At 68.9% G+C, this 22,214-nt stretch carries 24 protein-coding genes and 2 tRNA genes; 9 read left to right on the plus strand and 17 right to left on the minus strand.

Annotated features, from left to right (window positions below; all coding sequences use genetic code 11):
* The first annotated feature begins 85 nt into the window (after positions 1 to 85).
* Entirely contained in the window at positions 86 to 763 is a 678-nt protein-coding gene (locus ESP70_RS03570) for a GAF and ANTAR domain-containing protein (RefSeq protein WP_149687963.1), read from the plus strand.
* Position 764: 1 nt separating this feature from the next.
* Here ESP70_RS03570 and ESP70_RS03575 read toward each other — a convergent pair whose 3' ends face one another.
* Positions 765 to 1,280, minus strand: coding sequence for a phosphatase domain-containing protein (locus ESP70_RS03575; RefSeq protein WP_342780166.1), 516 nt, complete (start codon positions 1,278 to 1,280; stop codon positions 765 to 767).
* A gap of 14 nt (positions 1,281 to 1,294) precedes the next feature.
* Between ESP70_RS03575 and ESP70_RS03580 the strand changes: the two genes are divergently transcribed.
* Positions 1,295 to 1,669 carry a VOC family protein gene (locus tag ESP70_RS03580; RefSeq protein ID WP_223148596.1) on the plus strand — a complete coding sequence of 125 codons (375 nt, stop codon included), beginning with the start codon at positions 1,295 to 1,297 and terminating at the stop codon, positions 1,667 to 1,669.
* 11 nt (positions 1,670 to 1,680) lie between these two features.
* On the opposite strand, the gene ESP70_RS03585 is transcribed toward ESP70_RS03580, so the two are convergent.
* Positions 1,681 to 1,754 (minus strand) — tRNA-Met (locus ESP70_RS03585).
* 27 nt (positions 1,755 to 1,781) lie between these two features.
* On the opposite strand from ESP70_RS03585, the gene ESP70_RS03590 reads away from it, so the two are divergent.
* A complete protein-coding gene (locus ESP70_RS03590) occupies positions 1,782 to 2,522 on the plus strand; it encodes a PIG-L deacetylase family protein (protein WP_149687966.1) in 741 nt (246 codons plus the stop codon).
* Positions 2,523 to 2,641: 119 nt separating this feature from the next.
* On the opposite strand, the gene ESP70_RS03595 is transcribed toward ESP70_RS03590, so the two are convergent.
* The 3 genes from ESP70_RS03595 to dnaG all read right to left on the minus strand — a co-directional run bounded on the left by ESP70_RS03595 (position 2,642) and on the right by dnaG (position 5,263).
* A tRNA-Asn gene (locus tag ESP70_RS03595) sits at positions 2,642 to 2,714 on the minus strand.
* Positions 2,677 to 3,297, minus strand: coding sequence for a sigma-70 family RNA polymerase sigma factor (locus ESP70_RS20655; RefSeq protein WP_149688554.1), 621 nt, complete (start codon positions 3,295 to 3,297; stop codon positions 2,677 to 2,679). Before ESP70_RS20655 ends, ESP70_RS03595 begins: the two co-directional genes overlap by 38 nt.
* Before the next feature lie 76 nt (positions 3,298 to 3,373).
* Positions 3,374 to 5,263: a DNA primase gene (dnaG, locus tag ESP70_RS03605; RefSeq protein WP_149687967.1), complete on the minus strand. Its 1,890-nt coding sequence runs from the start codon at positions 5,261 to 5,263 to the stop codon at positions 3,374 to 3,376.
* A gap of 162 nt (positions 5,264 to 5,425) precedes the next feature.
* Here dnaG and ESP70_RS03610 point away from each other — a divergent pair, with 162 nt between their 5' ends.
* Positions 5,426 to 6,928 carry a hypothetical protein gene (locus tag ESP70_RS03610; RefSeq protein ID WP_149687968.1) on the plus strand — a complete coding sequence of 501 codons (1,503 nt, stop codon included), beginning with the start codon at positions 5,426 to 5,428 and terminating at the stop codon, positions 6,926 to 6,928.
* A gap of 6 nt (positions 6,929 to 6,934) precedes the next feature.
* Here the strand turns inward: ESP70_RS03610 and ESP70_RS03615 are convergent, their stop codons facing one another.
* Both ESP70_RS03615 and ESP70_RS19985 read right to left on the minus strand, forming a co-directional pair.
* On the minus strand, positions 6,935 to 8,167 hold the full coding sequence (locus ESP70_RS03615; RefSeq protein WP_149687969.1) for a deoxyguanosinetriphosphate triphosphohydrolase: 1,233 nt from the start codon (positions 8,165 to 8,167) through the stop codon (positions 6,935 to 6,937).
* The gene (locus ESP70_RS19985; protein ID WP_188110466.1) at positions 8,164 to 8,640 is read right to left on the minus strand and encodes a GNAT family N-acetyltransferase; all 477 of its coding nucleotides are present in this window, start codon (positions 8,638 to 8,640) and stop codon (positions 8,164 to 8,166) included. The genes ESP70_RS03615 and ESP70_RS19985 overlap by 4 nt, the downstream gene beginning before the upstream one ends.
* 69 nt (positions 8,641 to 8,709) lie before the next feature.
* Here ESP70_RS19985 and ESP70_RS19990 point away from each other — a divergent pair, with 69 nt between their 5' ends.
* Positions 8,710 to 9,420 carry a hypothetical protein gene (locus tag ESP70_RS19990; RefSeq protein WP_188110467.1) on the plus strand — a complete coding sequence of 237 codons (711 nt, stop codon included), beginning with the start codon at positions 8,710 to 8,712 and terminating at the stop codon, positions 9,418 to 9,420.
* 17 nt (positions 9,421 to 9,437) lie between these two features.
* On the opposite strand, the gene mutM is transcribed toward ESP70_RS19990, so the two are convergent.
* From mutM to ESP70_RS03640, 4 genes are read right to left on the minus strand one after another with little or no spacing between them, the layout of a single operon-like run.
* Positions 9,438 to 10,289, minus strand: a complete 852-nt coding sequence (gene mutM / locus ESP70_RS03625) for a bifunctional DNA-formamidopyrimidine glycosylase/DNA-(apurinic or apyrimidinic site) lyase (protein WP_149687971.1) — start codon at positions 10,287 to 10,289, stop codon at positions 9,438 to 9,440.
* 10 nt (positions 10,290 to 10,299) lie between these two features.
* On the minus strand, positions 10,300 to 10,974 hold the full coding sequence (gene rnc, locus ESP70_RS03630) for a ribonuclease III (RefSeq protein ID WP_235503564.1): 675 nt from the start codon (positions 10,972 to 10,974) through the stop codon (positions 10,300 to 10,302).
* A gap of 44 nt (positions 10,975 to 11,018) precedes the next feature.
* Positions 11,019 to 11,204, minus strand: coding sequence for a 50S ribosomal protein L32 (rpmF, locus tag ESP70_RS03635; protein WP_056213101.1), 186 nt, complete (start codon positions 11,202 to 11,204; stop codon positions 11,019 to 11,021).
* 3 nt (positions 11,205 to 11,207) lie between these two features.
* A complete protein-coding gene (locus tag ESP70_RS03640) occupies positions 11,208 to 11,756 on the minus strand; it encodes a YceD family protein (protein WP_149687973.1) in 549 nt (182 codons plus the stop codon).
* 180 nt (positions 11,757 to 11,936) lie between these two features.
* Here ESP70_RS03640 and dinB point away from each other — a divergent pair, with 180 nt between their 5' ends.
* On the plus strand, positions 11,937 to 13,121 hold the full coding sequence (dinB, locus tag ESP70_RS03645) for a DNA polymerase IV (protein WP_149687974.1): 1,185 nt from the start codon (positions 11,937 to 11,939) through the stop codon (positions 13,119 to 13,121).
* A 139-nt stretch (positions 13,122 to 13,260) separates the two neighbouring features.
* Here the strand turns inward: dinB and coaD are convergent, their stop codons facing one another.
* From coaD to ESP70_RS03665, 4 genes are read right to left on the minus strand one after another with little or no spacing between them, the layout of a single operon-like run.
* Complete coding sequence (gene coaD / locus ESP70_RS03650) at positions 13,261 to 13,734, minus strand: pantetheine-phosphate adenylyltransferase (RefSeq protein WP_056213098.1); 474 nt, start codon at positions 13,732 to 13,734, stop codon at positions 13,261 to 13,263.
* Between the two features lies 1 nt (position 13,735).
* Positions 13,736 to 14,278, minus strand: coding sequence for a 16S rRNA (guanine(966)-N(2))-methyltransferase RsmD (gene rsmD / locus ESP70_RS03655; protein ID WP_149687975.1), 543 nt, complete (start codon positions 14,276 to 14,278; stop codon positions 13,736 to 13,738).
* The gene (gene recG, locus ESP70_RS03660) at positions 14,275 to 16,416 is read right to left on the minus strand and encodes an ATP-dependent DNA helicase RecG (RefSeq protein WP_149687976.1); all 2,142 of its coding nucleotides are present in this window, start codon (positions 16,414 to 16,416) and stop codon (positions 14,275 to 14,277) included. Before recG ends, rsmD begins: the two co-directional genes overlap by 4 nt.
* Positions 16,416 to 18,005, minus strand: a complete 1,590-nt coding sequence (locus tag ESP70_RS03665) for a DAK2 domain-containing protein (RefSeq protein WP_149687977.1) — start codon at positions 18,003 to 18,005, stop codon at positions 16,416 to 16,418. The genes recG and ESP70_RS03665 overlap by 1 nt, the downstream gene beginning before the upstream one ends.
* 160 nt (positions 18,006 to 18,165) lie before the next feature.
* Between ESP70_RS03665 and rpmB the strand changes: the two genes are divergently transcribed.
* Genes rpmB through ESP70_RS03680 form a run of 3 tightly spaced genes read left to right on the plus strand, consistent with a single transcriptional unit; the run spans position 18,166 to position 20,314 of the window.
* Positions 18,166 to 18,351: a 50S ribosomal protein L28 gene (gene rpmB, locus ESP70_RS03670; protein WP_056213090.1), complete on the plus strand. Its 186-nt coding sequence runs from the start codon at positions 18,166 to 18,168 to the stop codon at positions 18,349 to 18,351.
* A gap of 41 nt (positions 18,352 to 18,392) precedes the next feature.
* Positions 18,393 to 19,811, plus strand: a complete 1,419-nt coding sequence (locus tag ESP70_RS03675) for an amidase (protein ID WP_149687978.1) — start codon at positions 18,393 to 18,395, stop codon at positions 19,809 to 19,811.
* Complete coding sequence (locus ESP70_RS03680) at positions 19,808 to 20,314, plus strand: GNAT family N-acetyltransferase (protein WP_149687979.1); 507 nt, start codon at positions 19,808 to 19,810, stop codon at positions 20,312 to 20,314. Before ESP70_RS03675 ends, ESP70_RS03680 begins: the two co-directional genes overlap by 4 nt.
* Here ESP70_RS03680 and ESP70_RS03685 read toward each other — a convergent pair.
* Both ESP70_RS03685 and ESP70_RS03690 read right to left on the minus strand, forming a co-directional pair.
* Positions 20,307 to 21,185: a class I SAM-dependent methyltransferase gene (locus ESP70_RS03685; protein ID WP_149687980.1), complete on the minus strand. Its 879-nt coding sequence runs from the start codon at positions 21,183 to 21,185 to the stop codon at positions 20,307 to 20,309. The genes ESP70_RS03680 and ESP70_RS03685 overlap by 8 nt on opposite strands.
* Positions 21,186 to 21,228: 43 nt before the next feature.
* Positions 21,229 to 22,185 (minus strand): thiamine-phosphate kinase, encoded by a 957-nt coding sequence (locus ESP70_RS03690; RefSeq protein ID WP_149687981.1) that lies wholly within the window; start codon positions 22,183 to 22,185, stop codon positions 21,229 to 21,231.
* Positions 22,186 to 22,214 lie beyond the last annotated feature (29 nt).

Raw genomic sequence — 22,214 nt, forward strand, 5'->3', positions numbered from 1 at the left:
TCCGGCGCTCGCCCCAACACCGGGTGAACGTTGGATGGACGGCAACAGGCGCATGGCTTCGGGCAATGCGGGTACGCCTCAACCAATGGACGAACCTCTGCACGACAGCATCCGACGCCTCGCCGAGGCGCTCAGGCCCGGCGACTTCGACACGACCCTGCACGCCATCACCACCGCCGCGGTCGAGGTCCTGCCGGACGTCGACTACGCGTCGATCACGGTCAAGCACGCCGACGAGACGATCGACACCGTCGCGCCCACCGATGACCTCGTCCTCGACCTCGACGCCAAGCAGTACGAGCTCCGGGAGGGCCCGTGCTACGACGCCGCGGTCAAGACCGCGCACGTCATCTCGCCCGAGATCGCGACCGACGAGCGGTTCCCGGCGTACGGGCCCTATGTCGTCTCGAAGGGCATCCATGCACAGGCCGGCCTGCGCTTGTTCGACGCACCGGCCTCCCAGGGCGCGCTCAACATCTACTCGCACCGAGCCGGCGCGTTCGAGGACTTCGCCACTCTCGCCGACCTGTTCTCCCATCAGGCGGCCGTCGCGATCAACTACGCGCGCGAGATCGACGACCTCAACGACGCGCTCAACACGCGTACGACGATCGGCCAGGCCGTCGGCATCATCATGGAGCGCTACGAGCTCAACGACGAGCGCGCGTTCGCGTTCCTCACCCGCCTCTCGCAGCATCGCAACGTCAAGCTGCGACTCATCGCGGCCGAGATCGTCGAGGACGTGGAGCGCCGCCGCAACTGATTCAGTCGACGACGTGCACGGCGATGCCGTTGTCGCGCCACAGGTCGATCACGGCGGGCTTGTCGTCCCACGCCTCCAGCACCGTGAAGCCGTCATCGGTGATCTGCGCGAGGATCTCCTTCTTGATCACGACGTCCTTGCGATAGTCGCCCACGATCCGCATGTAGAGCGCGTCGTACGGGATGCCGTGCTCGACGAGCCAGTCGAGCGTCAGGTCGCGCCAGATGAACTCGCGTGACGTCACCACGAGGACCGCCCGCCCCTTGTCGTGCTCGGCACGCGCGGCCCTGACCACCTTGGGCCGAGGCGGACACGCTGCCGACGCCGCGTGGAAGGCATGGAAGTCCTTGTCGGCCCCGGTGATGAAGTGCTCGATCGTCGTCGTGTCACACAGCGTGCCGTCCATGTCGAAGATCACCGCGTCGCGCATGCCCCGATTGTGTCGCATCGGCTGGGCAAACCGGACTATCGCCTTCGCGAACTGACCGGCGTACCGTCGGATTTGGGGTACAAGCAGAGGAAGAAGTCATGTTGAGCGATTTGGAAATCTACGCAGTCGTCCCCGCTTCGGATCTCGGCCGGGCACGGGAGTTCTACCAGGACAAGCTGGGCCTCGAGCCCATCGAGGAACGCCGAGAAGGATTGATCTACCAGGGCGCGGGCGGCACGAAGTTCCTGCTCTACGAGACGCAATTCGCCGGCACCGCGCAGAACACCGCGATGAACTGGGCTACGAAGGACCTCGATGCCGAGATGTCCGAGCTCCGCGGTCGCGGGGTCGTCTTCGAGGACTACGACTTCCCGGGTTTCAAGACCGAGAACGGCGTCCTTGCGGACGATGATGGCCGCGCTGCGTGGTTCAAGGACTCCGAGGGCAACATCCTCGCGCTGTCCGAGGGCATGTGATCGGACGTTCGTAGGGAGGGCGGGGCTCGAACCCGCGACCCAGGGATTATGAGTCCCCTGCTCTGACCAGCTGAGCTACCTCCCCTAGGGAATGCGGGCTTAGCCTAACCGTATGGAACCCACACCACTCGAGCCCGTCAGCGAGGACTGGGAACGCGCCCTCGTTGTCGTGGCGCACCCGGACGATGTCGAGTTCGGAGCCGCGGCCGCGATCGCGCGCTGGACCGACGCGGGCAAGACCGTCGTCTACTGCATGGTCACGAGCGGCGAGGCGGGCATCGACGGCATCGCGCCCGACGAGTGCCGCGAGATCCGCATCGCCGAGCAGATTGCCTCGGCCAAGATCGTCGGCGTCGACTCGGTCGAGTTCCTGGGGCTGCCGGACGGGACCATCGAGTACGGCGTGGCGCTGCGGCGGGCGATCACCGAGGTCGTACGCCGGCATCGTCCGGAGATCATCATCACCAACAACTTCCGCGAGACGTGGGGCGGTTCGATGCCCAACCAGCCCGACCACATGGCGGTGGGCCGCGCAGCGCTCAACACCGCCGGCGACGCGGGCAACCGCTGGATCTTCCCCGAGCAGCTCGTCGACGGTCTCGAGCCGTGGGGCGGCGTCACGCAGGTCTGGGCGGCCGGCTCACCCGACGGCAAGCACGGCATCGACACGACCGACACGTTCGACCGCGGAGTCGAGTCGCTGAAAGCCCACAAGGCGTACATCGATGGTCTGGGCTGGGAGAACTTCGACCCGGCCGAGATGCTCGAAGGCATGTCCCGGCCGACAGGATCACGTCTCGGCGTCACGCATGCGACGTCGTTCGAGGTCTTCTCGATGACCTGGGGCGAATGACGATGGATGTGACGGGTTGCAGGCTCGCACCGCGTGTCGCCCTGCACGTCGTCACGCTCAGCGAGTCGATGCCCCGGAAACCACGAAACGGCGCCGAGATCGGCGCCGTTCGGGTGATGCTCCCCCACTTGGACTCGAACCAAGAACCCTCCGATTAACAGTCGAATGCTCTGCCAATTGAGCTATGGGGGATAGGCTCCTCTTGCGAAGGAGCACGGTCAACTACTTTAGCAAGCCGCTTGCGGAGTTGTCGCATCGCCTTGGCCTCGACGTTGCGGACCTGGGCGACGGTCAGGTCGAGGCGTTCGGCGACGATCCGCCGAGGCATCGGGACGGCCAGCGGATCGCCAAGACCGAAGCGCAGTCGCAGGACGTCGGCAAGCTCGTCGGGCATGCCGTCGAGCAGATCTGGATCATCCGATTCGGCCTGCGGGGCCGGGCGATCCTCGTCGCCCAGCGGCTGCTCGGGACGGTGCTGGACGGTCATCGACGAGCCGATCCAGTGCCAGGCGTACGTCGCCAGTCGGGCACCGCGATCGGGATCGAACCGATCGATGGCTCGGATCAGTCCGATCGCTCCCGACTGCACCGCGTCGCGGAGCTCCTCGCCGGTGAACCCCCGGAGGCGCGCCCGCATGGCCACCGAGCGCATCCCGGCGGTGATGAGCGCTTCGCGAGCGTTGCGGTCTCCACGTCGGGCGAGCCGGGCGAGCGCGAGCTCCTCGGCGGCGTCCATCGGCGGGAGGGAGAGCAGCTCGCGTACGAATCGGTCCATGCCACCAGCGTCCGACGACGGAGCGGTGGCGGGCGGTGCCGTGAGCGCGGCCTGTGGACCGCCAGGCGTGCGCGGATCAGCTGGGGATGTCGCCGCCGAGCGAGCGATCACGCAGGGTGCGGAACTGCTGCTCGAGGGCGATGAGCTCGCCGAACATGCGGTTGTAGGGCTCGGCCTGCTCGATCGGGTTGGTGCGCTGCAGCTTGGACTTGATCTCGGTGATCCGGCGGCCGCAGGTCAGCATCTGCAGGCGGAGGATCACCGATGCCACGACCGCGGCCGTGTTGCTCTCGCGGGCGCGCATGGGTTCGACGGCGGCCACCGAGAGCACACGTCGCGCGTCCTCGTCCTGGACCGACTCGGCGAGCCTGGGCAGCCAGTTGGAGTCAGGGCCGGTCGGCCAGGTCATGCCTTGGATGTGCTTCCAGAGGTACTTGGAGACGAAGTGGGTGAAGTCGTTGTCGTCGAGCTCGTCGGCATACTCGCTGGCGAGGTGGGGATATTGCACGATCGCCTTGAGCGCCTCGCGCTCGTCGGAGAACTGCGGAGCGCCGAAGCTGACGGCCTGGCTCGGCGGTTCGGCCGGCGCGGCGGGCTCACCCGTCACGGACTGCACGACCTTGGCCGGCCCAGCACTCGTACGTTTGCGGTGCTCGGAGCGCACCTGCTCGATGTCGGTGCCGACCCGGCCGGCGATCTCGCGCAGCAGCTCGTCGACCTTGGACTTGTCGCGGATCGCCGACGCCAGCGAGACGGCCTCGCGCACGGCGTCGACCCGCTGGTCACCGCGATCGAGGTCGTACTTGCTCAGCATGTTGTCGAGCACGAAGCGATAGAGCGGTATGCGCGACGCGACGAGCTCGCGCACCGCGGCGTCACCGTCGGCCAGGCGCAGGTCGCACGGATCCATGCCGCGTGGCTCGACGGCGACATAGGTCTGGGCGACGAACTGCTGGTCGCCGCTGAACGTCTTGAGGGCAGCGCGCTGCCCGGCCTCGTCGCCGTCGAACGTGAAGATGACCTCGCCGTGGAATGCCTGGTCGTCGAGCATGAGCCGCCGCATGACCCGGGCGTGGTCCTCACCGAACGCCGTGCCGCAGGTCGCCACGGCGGTCGTGACGCCGGCCTCGTGGCACGCCATCACGTCGGTGTAGCCCTCGACGATGACGGCCTGGCCTGACGACGAGATCGACCGGCGGGCGAGGTCGAGGCCGTAGAGCACCTGGCTCTTCTTGTAGATCGGGGTCTCGGAGGTGTTGAGGTACTTGGCCTCGACCCGATCGTCGTCGAACATGCGGCGGGCGCCGAAGCCGATGATCTCGCCGGTCATCTCGCGGATCGGCCACAGCAGGCGGCCACGGAACCGGTCGTAAAGGCCCCGCGAGCCACGAGCGGCGAGGCCGCCGACCAACAGCTCGTCGTCGGTGAAGCCCTTGGCCTTGAGGTGGGCGACCAGCGCCTCTCCCCCGCGCGGCGCGAACCCCATGCCGAACTTCTCGGCAACGGTCTGGTCGAAACCGCGATCCTTGACGAACTGGCGACCGACCTCGGCGTCGTTGGAGCTCTGCAACGCGGCGGCATAGAACGCTCCGGCCTCGCGGTGGGCCTCGAGCAGCCGAGGGCGCTGCTGCGGGTCGCGACGGGGCCCTGTGCTGGCGCCCTCTTCGTAGTGCAGCGTGATGCCGACCTTGACGGCCAGGCGCTCGACGGCCTCGACGAACGTCAGCCCCTCGATCTCCATGAGGAACTTGTAGACGTCGCCGGACGCCCCGCAGCCGAAACAGTGATAGAACCCCTGCACGGGTCGTACGTTGAACGACGGCGACTTCTCGTCGTGGAACGGGCAGAGGCCCTTGCGCGACCCACCGCCGGCGTTCTTGAGCGTGACGTACTGCTCGACGATCTCGTCGATGCGGGCGCGTTCGCGGACGAGCTGGATGTCGTCGTCCTTGATGCGTCCGGCCATGGGGTGAATGTTAGTCGCCGCCACCCACGCCCGAGCCGGGTCATGGCACGCGGCGTCAGCAGAGCGGTGATTTCTCTGACACACCGCATCCGCAGGAGTAGCGTGACCCTCACTTCTCCTTGAAACGGCAGGGGATTCGCCGGGGGGCTCATGGAGGCTCTCATGGTGACGTACGCACGACGGACGATGTCGGAGGCGCTCGCGCGGGCGAAGCACCTCGACGGCCACCGCAACGAGGTGGGCATGTGCCTGGCCGAGGTCGCGGAGATCTACGGCCTGACCGGTCCCTTCAGGTGGGGTGGGAACGGCAGGAAGTGGGCCATCAACTTCTGGCTCGCGGCGGTCGAGCACGGTGAGGTCGTGAAGACTTCGGATCCCCGGAAGATCCCGGCGGGAGCCATGGTGTTCCACGCGCCACGGCCCAAGGCGAAGTCTGTCGGTGGGCGAGCCGGCCACGTGGCGATCGGCGCCGGCGGCGGCAAGGAGTACTCCACGGACCGGCCGCACGACGGCCGCCGAGGCAAGGTGTCGATCCGTTCGGTCGAGCAGGCGTGGACCAAGAAGCTCCTCGGCTACGTCGTCGTGACCGGCGACGGGATCACCCTGACCGACCGGCCCGGCTCGATCTCGACCGACAAGATGGACCCCGCGGCGTACTTCCTGGACGCGCGTGGCCCGCACGTGACCTGGCTCGGCGAGCGGCTCGTGCTGCACCTCGCGGCGCTGGGCATCCCCTCGCCGTACGCTCTGGGGCCCGGCCCGCACTTCACGGAGGTCGATCGCGCCGCGGTGATGCTGTTCCAGGAGGCGCAGGGCTGGATCGGGGACAACGCGGACGGTTTCCCGGGACCGACGACGCTGCTCCGGCTGGCTCGCGCACCCGGCCCGACACCGATCAGGGCGCTGGCGATGGTGGCGACCACCGACCACTTCATGGTCGCGCAACGCGGCCTCTCGATGAACTGCGCCGGGTACGACCACGTGGGCCACGGCGCCGCGACGGCGGAGCGAAGGGCACGGCGTATTGGCGCCAAGATTCTCACCCTCAAGCCCACCGTCATCTGCCTGCAGGAGCTGGAGATCCACAGCCTGAACGACATGGACAAGGCGCTCCGGCCCGGCGGCTACCGCCGGATGAGCCGGGGTGGCAAAGGCCGCGAGATCTACCTTGGCAAGGGCTGCTCACAGATTGCGTCGGGCCTCGAACGGGTCAGCACCGAGCTGGACGACGACGACAAGCCGTGGGCCTGGACGGCGTACACGTTCAAGGGCACGCGATGCATGGCCGTGTCGTTCCACAACGAGAACCAAGGTCATGCGGTCCAGCGACAACAGCTCGCCGAGGTGCTCCACCGTGCTCTGGCACTGGCCAACAAGCACAAGGTGCCATGGTCCAACCTGTTCGTCACCGGCGACGGCAACCTGCCGACGGCCGAGGACGTCGTCGAGGAGTTCAACTGGATGTCGGCGGGCAAGCACGCGCCCAAGCGGACCAACTACGGCCTCATGACGGCGACGAAGTGGGGCCCGAAGCGGCGTGGCAAGCCGATCGACGTCGACCTGTTCCGGCACAACGCCACCGTCGACGCGTACTCCCAGCTGGTCAACAACACGCTGTCGGACCACTACCTGCACTACGTCGACTTCAGGACCGTCGGCCGCTGACCGATCTCAGTTGAGCAGGCGGAGGGCCCACGTGCGCGCCGACGCGTCGGTGAGACTGGCGACCTGATCGATCACGACCCTGCGCCTGGCCGCGTCGTCAGGTGCGTGGGCGAAGTCGAGGGCGAACTCGGCCTCGAGCTCCTGACCGTCGGACGTGTCGAGCACCTCGACCAGCGCCAGCAGCAGCTCGCGCTGGCGGCTCAACGGGCCGGCTCGATCGTCCGACCGCATGACGTAGTGCGCTGCGATCGACTTGAGCACCGTGATCTCGTCGCGGGTGGCGTCCGGCACCTCGAGGTCGGCGGCGAAGCGGATCAGCGGTCCCCCGCCCCATCGCTCGACCGTCGCCAGCTCGGCGGCGTGCGCGAACCGGCCGATCAACGCACTCGTCAGGCTCTTGAGGACGGCCCGGGCGGCGCGGCTGCCGTCGAACGGCGTCGTCGGCCATTCCGGCAGCTCCTGGAGGCGGCCGAGTGCCGCGTCGAGCCGCTCGTCCGAGGCCGTGGCGTCATACCAGTCGCGCGCGACGCCGTGGATCGCCTCGCGGTCGAGCTCGCCGGACCGCAGCACGAACCAGCCGCCGACGACTCCGTCCTCGACGTCGTGCACGGAGTACGCGATGTCGTCCGCGAGATCCATGACCTGCGCCTCGATCGGGCGGCGCATCGCGGGCGCTCCTTCGCGGAGCCACTCGAAGACCGCGACGTCATCTGCGTACGCGCCGAACTTGCCGCTGGCGTCGGGCGCCTCGCCGCGGAGCCATGGATACTTCACGCACGCCGAGAGCGTCGCACGGGTCAGGTTGAGGCCGACGCTGGAGCCATCGGCGGCGAACGCCTTGGACTCGAGCCTGCTGAGGATCCGCAGCGTCTGCGCATTGCCCTCGAAGCCGCCGCACGACTCCGCGGCCTCGTCGAGCGCCGTCTCACCGTTGTGGCCGAACGGCGGATGCCCGAGGTCGTGCGCCAACGCTGCCGAGTCGACGATGTCCGGGTCGCAGCCGAGGGCCTTGCCGAGCTCGCGCGCGACCTGGGCGACCTCGAGCGTGTGTGTCAGCCGGTTGCGGACGAAGTCGTCGAAGCCGGCACCCATGACCTGCGTCTTGGCCGAGAGCCGGCGCAGCGCCGCGGAGTGGACGACGCGCGCCCGGTCGCGCTCGAACGGCGTACGTCCCGAGCGCTTCGGCGGCTCGTCGACGAAGCGTGCCCGGGCCTCGTCGCCGTAAGGTGCGTCGGTCACGCCTGTGGGATCCGCTTCATCATGTGCGTGCTGGTCGGCTCGTAGCCCGCCGAGTCGTAGAGCGCGCGGGCGGTGGCGTTGGGCGCGAACACGTTGAGGCGTACGGATGCGCTGCCGCGCTCGGCGCACCACGCCTCCGCCGCCGCGAGCAGCGCGCGTCCGAGCCCGCGGCCGCGGTGCGGCTCGAGGATCTCGATGTCGTAGATGTACGTGCTCTGCACGGGTTGCTTCGGATCGGTGTAGAGCCAGAGATTGCCCGCGACCACTCCGTCGACCACGCCGACGAACAGGTCGTGTCCGGGGGTCGCCATGCCGTCGGCCAGGGTCTCGGCCTGCTCCGCCCTCGACAGGTCGAGCGCGTGCTCCTCGGGCCAGAGGCCGGCTTCGACCTTCTCGCGGGCGTACTCGACGACCAGACGCTCGTTCCACGCCGCGAAGTAGTCGCCGGACATCGGCTCGAGCGCGAGAGTCATGACGCCAGCGTAGTTGCCCGCGCCCGTGCGATGATCGGGCTCTGGGGGCATGGCCCGGAGGACAGACGCATGACCGACCTCTCGTACGCGTGGCGCCCCGCGGCGATCAAGGCTCTGCGCAAGCTGGCCGTGGCGACTCTCGCTGGTGCGGTCGTCGGCTTCCTGGTCGGCGGCGTCGGCGGCCGCCTGATCATGGGCCTCCTCGCCGGCCTCAACGCCGAGGACGCCGGAGCTCTCAGCGATGACGGCTTCACGATGGGCCAGGTCACCCTCGGCGGCACCCTCAACCTGTTGCTGGTCGGCACGGTGCTCGGCGTCCTGGGCGGCGGGATCCACCTCGCGGTCAGGGACCTGCGCATCGGCCCTGGATGGTTCCGGGCCGCCAGCCTCGCGGTCGGCGCGATGGTCGTCGTCGGCGCGGGTCTCGTGCATTCCGACGGCGTCGACTTCACCCTGTTGGAACCCACGTGGGCCGCGATCGGCCTGACCCTGGCCATCCCGTTCGTGTTCGCGCTGGCGCTCCCACCGCTCGCCGACCGATGGCTCCGCGACGACTCCGCGCTGATGACAACGCGGAGCCGGCTCCTGGTCGTGCCCCTCGTGCCGTGGGTGTTTCCCCCTGACCCCTGCCGCGATCGCCCTTGCGCTCGGCTGGGTGGCGATCCGATCGATGCCCGCTCCCCGAGGCTCCCGCGCCGAGGCCGTCCTGCCCTGGCTCGGGAGGCTCGCCCTGACGGCCGTGTTCACGTTCGCGGCGATCACCCTGACGCAGACAATTAGCGAGATCTACGACGTCGTCAGAACTTGCCGTTGCGCGGTCGCGGCTGACACCTGGGGCACCAGTAGGACGAGCGGTTCATGAACGCGTCCCGGCGGATCGGCGTGCCGCAACGCTGGCACGGCTGGCCCTCCTGCCCGTATGCCTGGAGGGACCGCTCGAAGTAGCCGCTGTTGCCGTTGACATTGACGTAGAGCGTGTCGAACGACGTGCCGCCCTGCGCCAGGGCCTCGAGCATGACCTCGCCGATGTGCACGAGCAGCCCTTCGACCTCGCGGGAGCGCAGGTGACGCGTGTTGCGCGCGTAGTGCAACGGCGTGCGCCAGAGCGACTCGTCGGCGTAGATGTTGCCGACGCCCGAGATCAAGGTCTGGTCGAGGATCGCACGCTTGACCCCGGTCTCGCGCCTGCGCAGGCGCGCGGCGAACTCGGCGGCGTCGAACAGCGGGTCGAGGGGGTCACGGGCGATGTGGGCGATCTCGGGCGGCAGCTCGGCGCCGTCCTCGCTGAACGACATGCCGCCGAAGATGCGCTGGTCGGCGAACCGCAGCTCACGCCCGTCGTCAAGGGTCAGGGCGATGCGCAGGTGCCGGGGCGGCGGAGCTTCGGCCTCGGAGATGAGGAACTGGCCGCTCATGCCGAGGTGGCAGAGCACGGCGTCGCCGTGGTCGAGCTGCATCCAGAGGTACTTGCCTCGCCGGGCGGCACCGACGACCGTACGGCCTTGGAGTCGGTCGGCGAAGTCGCGCGCGCCGGGCAGGTGCCGGCGCACCGAACGTACGTCGTGGACCACGACATGCGTGATCGTGCGGCCGACGACGTGTTCGGCGATGCCGAGGCGGACGACTTCGACCTCAGGCAGCTCTGGCACGGGTCAGAGCCTAGACGTGGTCGGCGACAGAACTCTCGAGGCCGGCGTTGATGGAGCGCCAGGCGATCTCGGCGACCATCTGCTCGGCCTCCTTCTTGGAGCGGCCGCTGCCGCCGCCGAAGACCCGCTCGCCGACATGCACCTCGGCGGTGAACGACTTGTCGTGGTCGGGGCCGGTGCCCTCGAGCACGTAGTGCGGGACGCCGAGGTCGTTGTTGGCGGCGATCTCCTGCAGGGAGGTCTTCCAGTCGAGGCCCGCGCCCAGCTCGGCGGCGACGGCGATCACCGGGTCGAAGATGCGGTGGATGACCTCGGCGGAGCGTTCGATGCCGAACTGCACGTAGATCGCGCCAAGGAGCGCCTCGACGGTGTCGGACAGGATCGAGGCCTTGTCGCGGCCGCCGGTGGCTTCCTCGCCACGCCCCAGGCGTACGTGATCGCCGATGCCGAGCGTGCGGGCCACCTCGGCGAGGGCCTTGGCACTGACGACCGCAGCGCGGAGCTTGGCGAGCTGGCCCTCAGGGAGCTCGGGGTGCTCGGTGAAGAGCGTGTCCGTGACAACGAGCCCCAGGACCGAGTCGCCGAGGAACTCGAGCCGCTCGTTGTTGGGGACCCCACCGTTCTCGTAGGCGTACGAGCGATGTGTCAGGGCATGCTGAAGGAGCCCCGCATCCAGGTCCTCCACACCGAGAACCTGCCGGAGCCCATCAGCACTGAATGCTGCAGAGATCAGAGGACCTGGCGACGCTCGCCGCGAGCTCCGTACTGTCCGCACTTGGTGCACGCGTGGTGCGGCTGCACCTTCGAGTCGCACGCGGGGTTCGCGCAGTCCACGATCGCAGTCTTGGTGGTCTTCCACTGTGCACGACGATGGCGCGTGTTGCTGCGCGATGTCTTCCTCTTCGGGACTGCCACGATCTACTCCTTGCTGTCGTCGGACGTGATGTCCGACCCTGTCTGGTCGGCTGGCGGGACCGGTTGCTCCGCCAGCTGGCTCAACGATGCCCACCTCGGGTCGATCGCCTCACCGTGTGTGTGATTTGGATCATCCGCGAGCCGTGCTCCACATTCGGGGCACAATCCCGGACAGTCCGGACCACACAACGGGTTGTGCGGCAGTGCGAGCACCACCGCGTCCCGCAGGACGGTCTCGAGGTCGAGCAGGTCGTCCTCGAGGACAAACTCCTCTTCTTCGGCCTCTTCTGGATCAGAAGGAGCTTCGTAGAGGTACAACTCCTGGAATCCCACCACGACACCTTCGTCGATCGGGTCCAGGCACCGCACACACTCGCCCACGGCCCGCGCCGAGATGGTGCCTGTTGCCAGAACACCTTCCATGATGGCCTCGAGCCGGAGCTCGATCTCCATCGGGGAATCCTCGGGCACGCTGTAGACGTCGTAACCCATGTCTGCCGGCGCCGGGACGGTCAGGGTGTGCGTACGTTCAGCGCCCGGTTTGCGACCCATCTCGTGGGTGTCGAAAACCAATGGTCCCGAAAGCACGGCTTGCCCATCTGTCCAAGTGCACGACAAAACTTCAACCTGCGAACAGGCCGAAGAGAATCGTAACCCGCCGGGCCCGGCCGAGGCCAATCGCCCTTCACCCAGAGAGGCCGGTTTGTCCCTGTCGGATGACACGATGCGGGTATGACCGAGGGTACCGTCCTGCACGCCGACCTCGACGCGTTCTACGCGTCGGTCGAGCAGCGCGACGACCCGTCGTTGCGCGGTCGTCCCGTCATCGTCGGCGGTGGTGTCGTGCTGGCGGCGAGCTATGAGGCCAAGGCGCGCGGAGTTCGTACGGCGATGGGTGGCCGGCAGGCGCTCCGGCTGTGTCCCGAGGCGGTCGTCGTGCCGCCGCGGATGAAGGCCTACACGCAGGCGAGCCGAGACGTGTTCGACGTGTTCCGCGACACGACGCCGGTCGTCGAGGGGTTGTCGATCGACGAGGCCTTCCTCGAGGTCGGCGGCCTGCGGCGCATCCGCGGGCTGCCGTCGTCGATCGCCCAGCAGCTGCGTGACGACGTTCGCACCAAGGTCGGGCTGCCGATCTCGGTCGGCGTCGCACGGACCAAGTACCTCGCCAAGGTCGCCAGCGCCGTGTCCAAGCCTGAGGGCATGCTCGTCGTGCCGGTCGAGAAGGAGCTCGAGTTCCTCCACGCACTGCCGGTCGAACGGCTCTGGGGCGTCGGCAAGGTCACCTCCCAGAAGCTTCGCGACGCCCGCATCGTCACGGTCGGCGACGTCGCCAACCTCTACGAGATCGAGCTCGTGCAGCTGCTCGGGCCCGGGTCGGGCCACCACCTCTACGCCCTGGCGCACAACCGCGATCCACGGCCCGTCGTCGTCGGCAAGCGGCGCGGGTCGATGGGTGCCCAGCACGCGATCGGTCGTGGTCCACACTCCCCCGACGAGATCGACCTGGCGCTGCTGACGCTGGTCGATCGCGTGACGCGCCGCATGCGCGCTGCCGGGCGTACGGGAAGCACCGTGACGATCCGGCTGCGGTTCGGTGACTTCACCCGGTCGACGAGCTCGCACACGCTGGCCCGGCCGACGGCGCACAACACGACGGTGCTCGAGGTCGCCCGGCTGCTGCTGGCGTCACGCGCCGGGGCGATCAAGGAGCGCGGGCTGACGCTGATCGGGGTCTCCGTCGGGTCGCTCGACGACAACCCCGCACAGCTGGCGCTGCCGCTCGACGTCACGAGTGGCGCGCAGCTCGACGAGACGATCGACGCGGTGCGCGACAAGTACGGCTCGAAGTCGCTGCGTCGCGCGGTGCAGCTGGGCAAGCGCGAACACCTGGCCGTCCCCCAGCTGCCCGACTGAGTCAGCTCACGAGATCTCGACACGCCGCTTGCAGGGCAAGCGTGCTGCTCGATCGGCGGGCACTCGCCGGTCGAGCAGCCCGACGAGCTCTGCGAGGAGGGTGTGCCGAGACCTCGCAAGCCACAGAGCTTGCTTGATCTCAGGCGTACTTCGCCTTCAGCTCCGTGAGGACGAAGTCGGGGACGAGGCGGGAGACGTCGCCGCCGTGCTTGGCGACCTCCTTGACCAGGCTCGACGCCAGGAAGGAGTATTCCGGGGTCGTCGGGATGAACAACGTGTCGACCTCGGTCAGGCTGGAGTTCATCTGCGCCATCTGCAGCTCGTAGTCGAAGTCCGTCACGGCGCGCAGCCCCTTGACGATCGCCGAGATGCCGTTGTCGCTGCAGAAGTCGACGAGCAGGCCGTTGAACGAGGCTGTCGAGACGTTGGGGAACTGCGAGGTGGCACGGTCGAGCAGCTCGAGCCGCTCGTCGATCGTGAAGAGGCCACGCTTGCTCTCGTTGACGAGCACCGCGACGACGACCTCGTCGAACAGCCGTGAAGCGCGCCCGATGATGTCGAGATGACCGTTGGTCACGGGGTCGAACGAGCCGGGGCACACGACCTTCGTCATGTCAGCGACCGTACCAAACGGTCGTCTCGCCGTACTTCTTGTGACGGAGACCTTCGACACCCTCCGGCCAGGTGAACGGATCGCGGGTCGCTCGCTCCACGACGAACAAGGCGCCCGTGGCGCTGTGCTCCTGCAGACGCCGCACCAGGCCCGTCACCGAATCGGTGGCCAGGTCGTAGGGAGGATCGATGAACACCAGGTCGAACCGGGGGTCAACCGGGGAGTCCACGTACGCGCCGGCCTTCATACGCGTGGCTGATCCGGCAGCGCCAAGCTCCTTGATGTTGCCCTTGATGACGGCGACCGCTCGAGCGTCGGACTCGACGAACACGGCATGGGTCGCTCCGCGCGAGAGCGCTTCGAGGCCCAGAGCACCGGACCCCGCGAACAGGTCGAGGACGTGCAGACCCTCGAAACCACCCAACTCGGACTCGAGCGAGGAGAACATCGCCTCGCGGACCCGGTCAGAGGTCGGCCGGGTGCCGTCGCCCTTGGGCGTCTGGATCCGCCGCCCGCCATAGGTGCCGGCGATGATGCGTGTCACGTGCGCTCCAGGTAGTCGGCCTGCTCGGACTTCTCGAGCTCCTGCACCGCGGCGGCCAGGCCGGGGTGGGACGCCAGCGTCGGATCGGCCTCGACGATCGCATCCGCCACTCGCCGGGCCTCCTCGATCACCTCACCGTCCTTGACCACCGACAGGAGTCGCAGGCTCGACCGGATGCCCGACTGCCGGGCACCCAGGACATCGCCCTCGCGCCGCAGCTCGACGTCGAGGCGCGACAGCTCGAACCCGTCAGACGTCGACGCCACCGCATCGAGCCGCTCGCGAGCCGGCGAGTCGACCTCGGAGGCGGTGACCAGGAGGCACAGTCCCGCCTCGGAGCCACGCCCGACGCGGCCCCGCAGCTGGTGCAGCTGCGACATGCCGAACCGGTCGGCGTCCATCACGACCATGACCGTCGCGTTGGGCACGTCGACGCCGACCTCGACGACGGTGGTCGCGACGAGCACCTCGATCTCGCCGCGCGCGAACGCGTTCATCGTCGCGTCCTTCTCGTCAGGTGCCATGCGGCCGTGCAGGCTGCCGAGCCTGAGGCCGTGCAGCGCTCCGCCCTCGAGCTCCTCACGCAGCTCCAGCAGCGATGTCGTGTCCTTCTCGCCGCCGTCGTCGCCCTCGCCGATGCGCGAGACCACGACGTACGCCTGCCGGCCACGGCCGACCTCCTCGCGTACGCGCTCCCAGCCGCGCTCGAGCCACTGCGGCCGCTCGTTGTAGGGCACGACGGTCGTCTGGATCGGCTGACGACCGGCGGGCAGCTCGCGCAGGGTCGACACCTCGAGGTCGCCGAACACCGACATCGCGAGCGTGCGAGGGATCGGCGTGGCAGTCATGACGAGCACGTGGGGCGTGACCTCGGCGCGGTCGACCAGTGCCGCGCGCTGCTCCACGCCGAAGCGGTGCTGCTCGTCGACGACCAGCAGGCCCAGCTCGGCGAACTGGACGTGGTCCTGGATCAGGGCGTGGGTGCCGATCACGATGCCGGCCTCTCCCGACGCGGCGTCGAGCAGCGACTCCTTGCGCGCCTTGGCGCCCTGCGAGCCAGTCAGGAGGCGTACGCGGGTGGCTCCGTCGGCGCCGCCGAGCATGCCGCCTTTGGCGAGATCACCGAGCATCGCCGTGATGGCGCGGTAGTGCTGCGCGGCGAGCACCTCGGTCGGCGCCAGCAGCGCCGTCTGTGCGCCGGCATCGACGACCTGCAGCATCGCCAGCAGCGCGACGATCGTCTTGCCGGAGCCGACCTCGCCCTGCAGGAGCCGGTGCATGGGGTGCGTACGCCCGAGGTCGGCCGAGATCTCCGCGACAACGGTCGTCTGGCCCGCGGTGAGCTCGAACGGCAGCTGCTGCTCGAAGCGCTCGCGCAGACCACCGGGCACCACGGGACGCGATGCCGCGCGCTCGTGCTCGAGCGCGTTGCGGCGCTGGGCGAAGATCGTCTGCACGACGAACGCCTCCTCGAACCGGAACCGGTCGCGGGCGCCCTGCCAGTCCTTGGCGTTGCGGGGCCGGTGGATCGCCTCGAGCGAACCCTTGAGGTCGAAGAAGCCACGGGACGCGCGTACGTCCTCGGGCAGCGGGTCGTCGAGCGGATCGAGCGCGTCGAGGCACATCCCGACGCAGTGCTCGATCTTCCACGACGGCATCGCTGCGGTGGCTCGGTAGATCGGGATGACGCCGCGACCCAGTCGCGAGTTGTCCATGAGATCGGCCGACTCCTCCAGCGGCTCCCAGTCCGGGTGCGTCAGCTGGAGCTTGCCGTTGAACATCGTGACGACGCCTGCCGCGAGGCCCAGCGACTTCGGCTCCATCGTCTTGAGCCGCCAGGCCTGCTGGAAGAACGTCAGCGTGAGATGGCCCGTGCCGTCCGAGACGACGACCTCGGTGCGCGTGCGGCGACCGCCCGGGCCGAACGAGTAGTTCTTGGCCGACGCGACCCGCGCCATGATCGTGACGTGCTGGCCGACCTCGAGCTTGGACAGGTCCGTGAGCTTGCCGAGCTCGGCGTAGCGGCGCGGATAGTGCCGCAGGAGGTCCTCGACGACGACCATGTCGAACGCCTTGGTGAGCGGCTTGGTGGTCTTGTCGCCGATCACGTTGACCAGCTTGGTCGAGAGCTCGACCATCACTCCACCGCGATGAACAGCGGGTAGTTCTCCTGGCCGCCGTCGTAGACCACCAGGTCGACGTCGGGGCGCAGCGTGCGCAGGTATTGGGAGATCGACTGCTCGATCAGCCCCTCGGCTCCCTCACCCATCACGACGGTCAGCATCTCACCGGCCGGTGACAGGATGCGGTCGATGACCTCGTAGGCCACCGCAAGGATGTCCTGCCCGACGACCGCGAAGTCGCCCGCCACGACGCCCAGCACGTCGCCGACGTCGCACGGGCCGACCATCGTCATGCCGGGCTCGGTCGCGATCGTGACGGCGCCGTGCTGCGTATGGGCGGCGGCGCTCGACATCGCCACGACGACTTCGTCGAACCCGAGTCCGGGGTCGTGCACCGCGAGGGCGGCCAGCCCCTGCACCTGGGCGTGGGTCGGGATGACCGCGACGCGGATGCCGTCCTGCCGCGCAGCCTGTGCGGCCGCCTCGAACTGTCGGACGTAGCGCTGGTTGTTGGGCAGCACGATGACCTCGTCGGCGCCGGCATCACGCAGCGACGCGCTCATCTCGGCGATCGTCAGCGGGCGGTCGCGCGTGAACTCGAGCGTCATCGCGCCGGCCTCGCTGCAGAGCGCGGTCAGACCCTCGCCGGTCGTCGCGGCGATCACGACGCGGCCGCTGCGGGGCGACTGAGCCATCTGGTCGGCGAAGTGCGTGACGGCGATGCGATAAGGGCGGCCGGCAGCGATGCCGGCCTCGATCGCGGCGCCGACGTCGTCGACGTGCACGTGCACGTTCCACAGCCGGTCGCCGCCCACGACGACGAGCGAGTCGCCGAGCGGCAGCAGCGCAGCCCGCAGCCCGGCGATGTGGTCGTCGTCGGCCTCGAGGAGATACATGACCTCGTACGACGGGCCGTCGGCGCTCAGGTCGTCGCCGGCCCCCACGGCCGGCACCGGGATGGTGCTCGCTGCGGGCTTGGGGATGCGGCCGGTCAGGGCTTGCTCCGTGGCGTCGAGCACCACGACGAGCGCGCGACCGCCGGCATCGACGACACCCGCGCGCGCCAGCAACGGCATCTGCTCGGGCGTACGGGCCAGTGCCTCGCGTGCGGCACGCGCGGCCTCGCCGAAGACCGTACGTCCGTCGACCCCGGCCGCAGCCGAGTCCGTCGCACCTGCGGCTGCCGCCTTGGCGACGGACAGGATCGTGCCCTCGACCGGCGCACCGACCGCGGCCCACGCGGCGTCGGAGGCGGCGGCGAACGACTTCGCGACATCCTCCGCGGTGACATCGCCACCCTCGAGGTCGAGGTCGCGGAAGCACGCGCGTACGAGCTGGGACAGGATCACCCCGGTGTTGCCCTTGGCCCCGGTCAGCAGCCCGTCGACGTATGCCTTGACGAGCTCCGCGAACGACACGTCCGCTGGCATGCCCGCGACGGCGTCGGCGCCCGACGCGAACGTCAGGTAGGCGTTGGTGCCGGTGTCGCTGTCGGGCACGGGGAACACGTTGAGCGCGTCGATCTCCGCGCGAGCCGACGACAGGGCCCCGGCACACAGCTGCGTCCACGCACGGAACGCCGTGGGATTGAGGGTGAGGCCCATGGGGCGAGGCTATCGGTCGGCACCGTGGATCGACGGGAGCGTCCGGGCTGATTCGCGTCGGCGTCGGGTCTTCGGCTATTCTTGAGCGGTTGTCGTCGCACCGTCAGGTCGCGGTGACGGCCCCATTCATCCAAGTTGTCTCAACATTCAGGAGTTCGCCGTGGCTGCGGTCTGTGACGTGTGCGCCAAGGGACCTGGCTTCGGCCACAACGTCTCCTTCTCGCACCGACGCACCAAGCGTCGTTTCAACCCCAACATCCAGCGCGTCCGCGCCGTGGTGGAGGGCACCCCCAAGCACCTCAACGTGTGCACGTCGTGCATCAAGGCCGGCAAGGTCTCCCGCTAGACCTCTGGCTCACGGTTGCGATGTGACTCTAGAGTCATCTCGTGACCACTGAGAAAAGCATTCGCGTCCACGCCTTCGGTGACGACGCACTCGGCGACCTCGACACAGTCGGGGTCGCCGCTGCTGTTGCCGCGGGAACGATCAGCGCCCGCGAGGCGGCCGAGGCGGCCATCGCCCGTGCCGAGCGGGTGAATCCTGAGCTCAACGCGATCCAGCATCCTGATTTCGAACGCGGGCTGGCCTCGTCCGAACAGCCCTCCGAGGGTGTGTTCGCGGGCGTACCGACATTCGTCAAGGACAACACCGACTTCGCCGGTCTGCCGTCGGACCAGGGCTCGCTCGCGGTGAAGTCGCGCCCGGCCGCCGCGCACGCACCGTTCACGGATCAGTTCCTGTCCGCCGGCTTCACGGTCCTGGGCAAGTCGACGATGCCCGAGTTCGGCTTCAACGCCACGACCGAGTACGCGACGCTGCCGCCGACCCGCAACCCGTGGAACACCGGATACTCCGCCGGGGCGTCCTCCGGCGGCGCCGCGGCTCTCGTCGCCTCAGGTGTCGTGCCGATCGCACACGCCAACGACGGTGGCGGCTCGATCCGCATCCCCGCCGCCGCCTGCGGCCTCGTCGGGCTCAAGCCCACCCGCGGCCGCGTCGTGCCCGCTGCGGAGGCGGCCAAGTTGCCGGTCGACATCATCTCCAACGGAGTCGTCACGCGGACGGTCCGCGACACGGCGCACTTCATGGCTGCCACGCAGGCCTACCGCCCGGCGATGGGCCTCAAGCCGCTGGGTCTCGTCGAGGGTCCCTCTGACCGGCGCCTCCGGGTCGGGCTGATCGTCGACTCGATCACCGGCAAGCCGACCGACGAGGACACTCGCAAGGCCGTGCTGGCCAGCGCTGACCTGCTGGGCTCGCTGGGTCACGACGTCGTCGAGGTGCCGCTCCCGGTCGGCAAGGCGTTCATGGAGGACTTCAAGCACTACTGGGGCATGCTGGCGTTCTCGACGCAGCACTTCGGCCGCCGGGTCATAAGCCCCGACTTCGACAAGACGCTCACGGATCCGTTCACCCGCGGCCTCGCCCGACGGTTCGTGCGCCAAGCTTGGCGTACGCCGACCGCGATCCGCGGGCTCAAGCGCTCCGAGCAGCGCTACCGCGCCGCGTTCGCCGACGTCGACGTGGTCCTGTCGCCGACCTTGGCATACGCGACGCCCGAGCTCGGCTACCTGTCCCCCGCGGTCGACTTCGAGGTGATGTTCGAGCGCTTGGTCCACTACGCCGCGTTCACCCCGCTCAACAACGCCTCCGGCGGCCCGGCGATCTCGTTGCCGCTCGGGCGCTCGTCGGCCGACATGCCGATCGGTGTGCACTTCTCGGCCGACCACGGTGACGAGCAGACCTTGCTCGAGCTCGCGTACGAGCTCGAGGCCGCCCAGCCGTTCGCTGAGATTCACCGTTGAACCTGGTCCTTCGCCGCCTCGCGCTCAGCGACGAGGCCGACACCGTGGCTGCGGTCGCCGAGATGGCCGCCGAAGGCGGTCACTGGTCCTACCGCTATCGCCCCGACCTGCCCTGGCCGGCGTACGTCGACCTCGTGCACGGCTGGGAGGTCGGCCGCGACCTGCCGGGCGACTTCGTCGCGAACGCCGATCTCGTCGCCGATGTCGACGGGGTCGTCGTCGGGCGATCGTCCCTGCGTTTCGAGCTCAACGAGTTCCTGCGGACACTCGGCGGCCACATCGGCTATGCCGTACGCCCGCAGTTCCGCGGTCGTGGCCGTGCCACGGAGATCCTGCGGCAGTCGGTCGACCTGCTGCGAGCCCGAGGCATCAGCCCGGCGCTCGTCACCTGCGACGACGACAATGTCGCCTCGGCCAAGGTCATCGAGGCCAACGGCGTAGTCCTGGAAGCGGTGGTGCCGGGCGTCGCCGACATGCCCAAGCGGCGCTACTGGGTCAGCTGAGCTCGGCGACCACGACGCGGCCGTTGGCCAGCGAGCGGCGCTGCCTGACAGGCCGACCCGTGTCCGTGGCCAGCGTCAACAGGTCGACGTCGCGGACCACGGCGTACCCGTGCACCTCGAGCAGCTCTCGCATCGTCAATGCGGTCCAGGTCGACCGGGTGGGCTCACCGGCCAGCGGGTCGGGCCGGCGGCTCAGTGTGGTCATCGCACGCATCACCAGGCGACCGAGTGCCGCCTTGGCCGAGGGAACCTGATAGTTGACGATCAGGCGACTTCCGGCGGCCGACAGGTCCCCGATGACGCGCATCGTGGCCTCGACCTCCGAGCGGCTGAGATAGGGCACGACGCCCTCCCACACCCATGTCGTCGCCACCTCGACGCGATGACCCTGAGCGGTCAGCGCCTCGCCGAGGTCATCGCGACCGAAGTCGACGGGCACGAACCGGACGTCTCGCGCCACCGGCGACAGGTCCCGGGCCCGCGACCGCTTGTCCTGCTGTGACGCTGGATGGTCGACCTCGAAGACGTCCGACCCGGCCAGCTCGGTCATCCGCCACGCTCGACCGTCCAGCCCGGCGCCGAGGATCACGACCTGGGCGTTGACCTGCTCACGCAGCGCGTCGTCGATCGCCACGGTCCTCGGCACGATCACCTCGGCGGTCGCGCGCAGCATCTCCCACTCCACGCGCAGACCCCAGCCGGGCGGAGGTGCGTCATCGCTCGCCAGGTCGACGGCCGCCTGCTCGTCGTCGAGCAGCAGTCGCGCCGCCGTCGGGTCAGCGAACCGTTCGACGTCATCCCAGGTGTCGGCGACGGCCCTGCCCTGACAGACCAGAACGGCGGTGCGGCTGGCTGTCGTTGCTGACTTCATACGGCAACGCTAGGTCGCGGATCTGTCACCCGACCATGACATATCACCTGAAGTGCTGATGACCTGCCGGGCCCTCGTACGTCTTGCCGTCGACCAGGATGCCCGCGCCGTCCGACACCGCACCGATCGCGGTCCAGCCCTCGGGCAACGACGCCTGTGAGCTGAACGTGGCGACCAACGCGTAGTCGTCGCCGCCGGTCAGCATGAACGTGAGGGCGTCGACGCCGAGCGCCTCGCTGACCGTCGCCACCGGTTCGGGGATGACGAACGTCGACGAGACGAGGTCGATCGCGACACCGCTGGCCTCGGCGATGTGGCCCAGGTCGGCGAGCAGCCCGTCGCTGATGTCGGTCATGGCCGTCGCGCCGGCGCCGGCTGCTTGGGGACCCGCGGCATAGGGCGGGTGCGGCACGCGATGGGCGTCGACGGCGGCCTTGGGCGAGCGGAAGCCGCGGCTCAGGGCGGCGAAGCCGGCACCGGCCAGGCCGAGCTGTCCGGCGTACGCCACGACGTCGCCGGGGAGCGCACCGGAACGCAGCACGGGGCGGCTGACGTCGCCCATCGCGGTGACGGCGATGACGATCTTGTCCGACGCCGTGACATCGCCGCCGACGATGTGGGCGCCGACGTGCGCGCACTCGACCTCGAACCCGCGGGTCATCTCCAGCACCCACGACACCGGCAGGTCGGCGGGTGCACCGAACCCCAAGGTCAGGGCCGTCGCGACCCCACCCATGGCGTTGATGTCGGAGAGATTGCAGGCCGCCGCCTTGCGGCCGATGTCGTGCGCGGACGACCAGTCGCGGCGGAAGTGCCGGCCCTCGACGAGCAGATCGGTCGACACCAGGAAGCTGCCGTCCTTGGTCGACACGTGTGCCGCGTCGTCGCCCGGACCCAGCAGGACGTGCCGGTTGTCGCCGATCTCGGCGCGTACCCGGTCGATCAGGCCGAACTCGCCGATGTCGCCGATCGTGGGTTCGTCCGGAGCACTCGTCGCCATACGCGCCATTGTGTCGCAGGCAGCGGCGC

It is taken from the genome of Aeromicrobium ginsengisoli (assembly GCF_004134905.2).
Classification (GTDB): domain Bacteria; phylum Actinomycetota; class Actinomycetes; order Propionibacteriales; family Nocardioidaceae; genus Aeromicrobium; species Aeromicrobium ginsengisoli.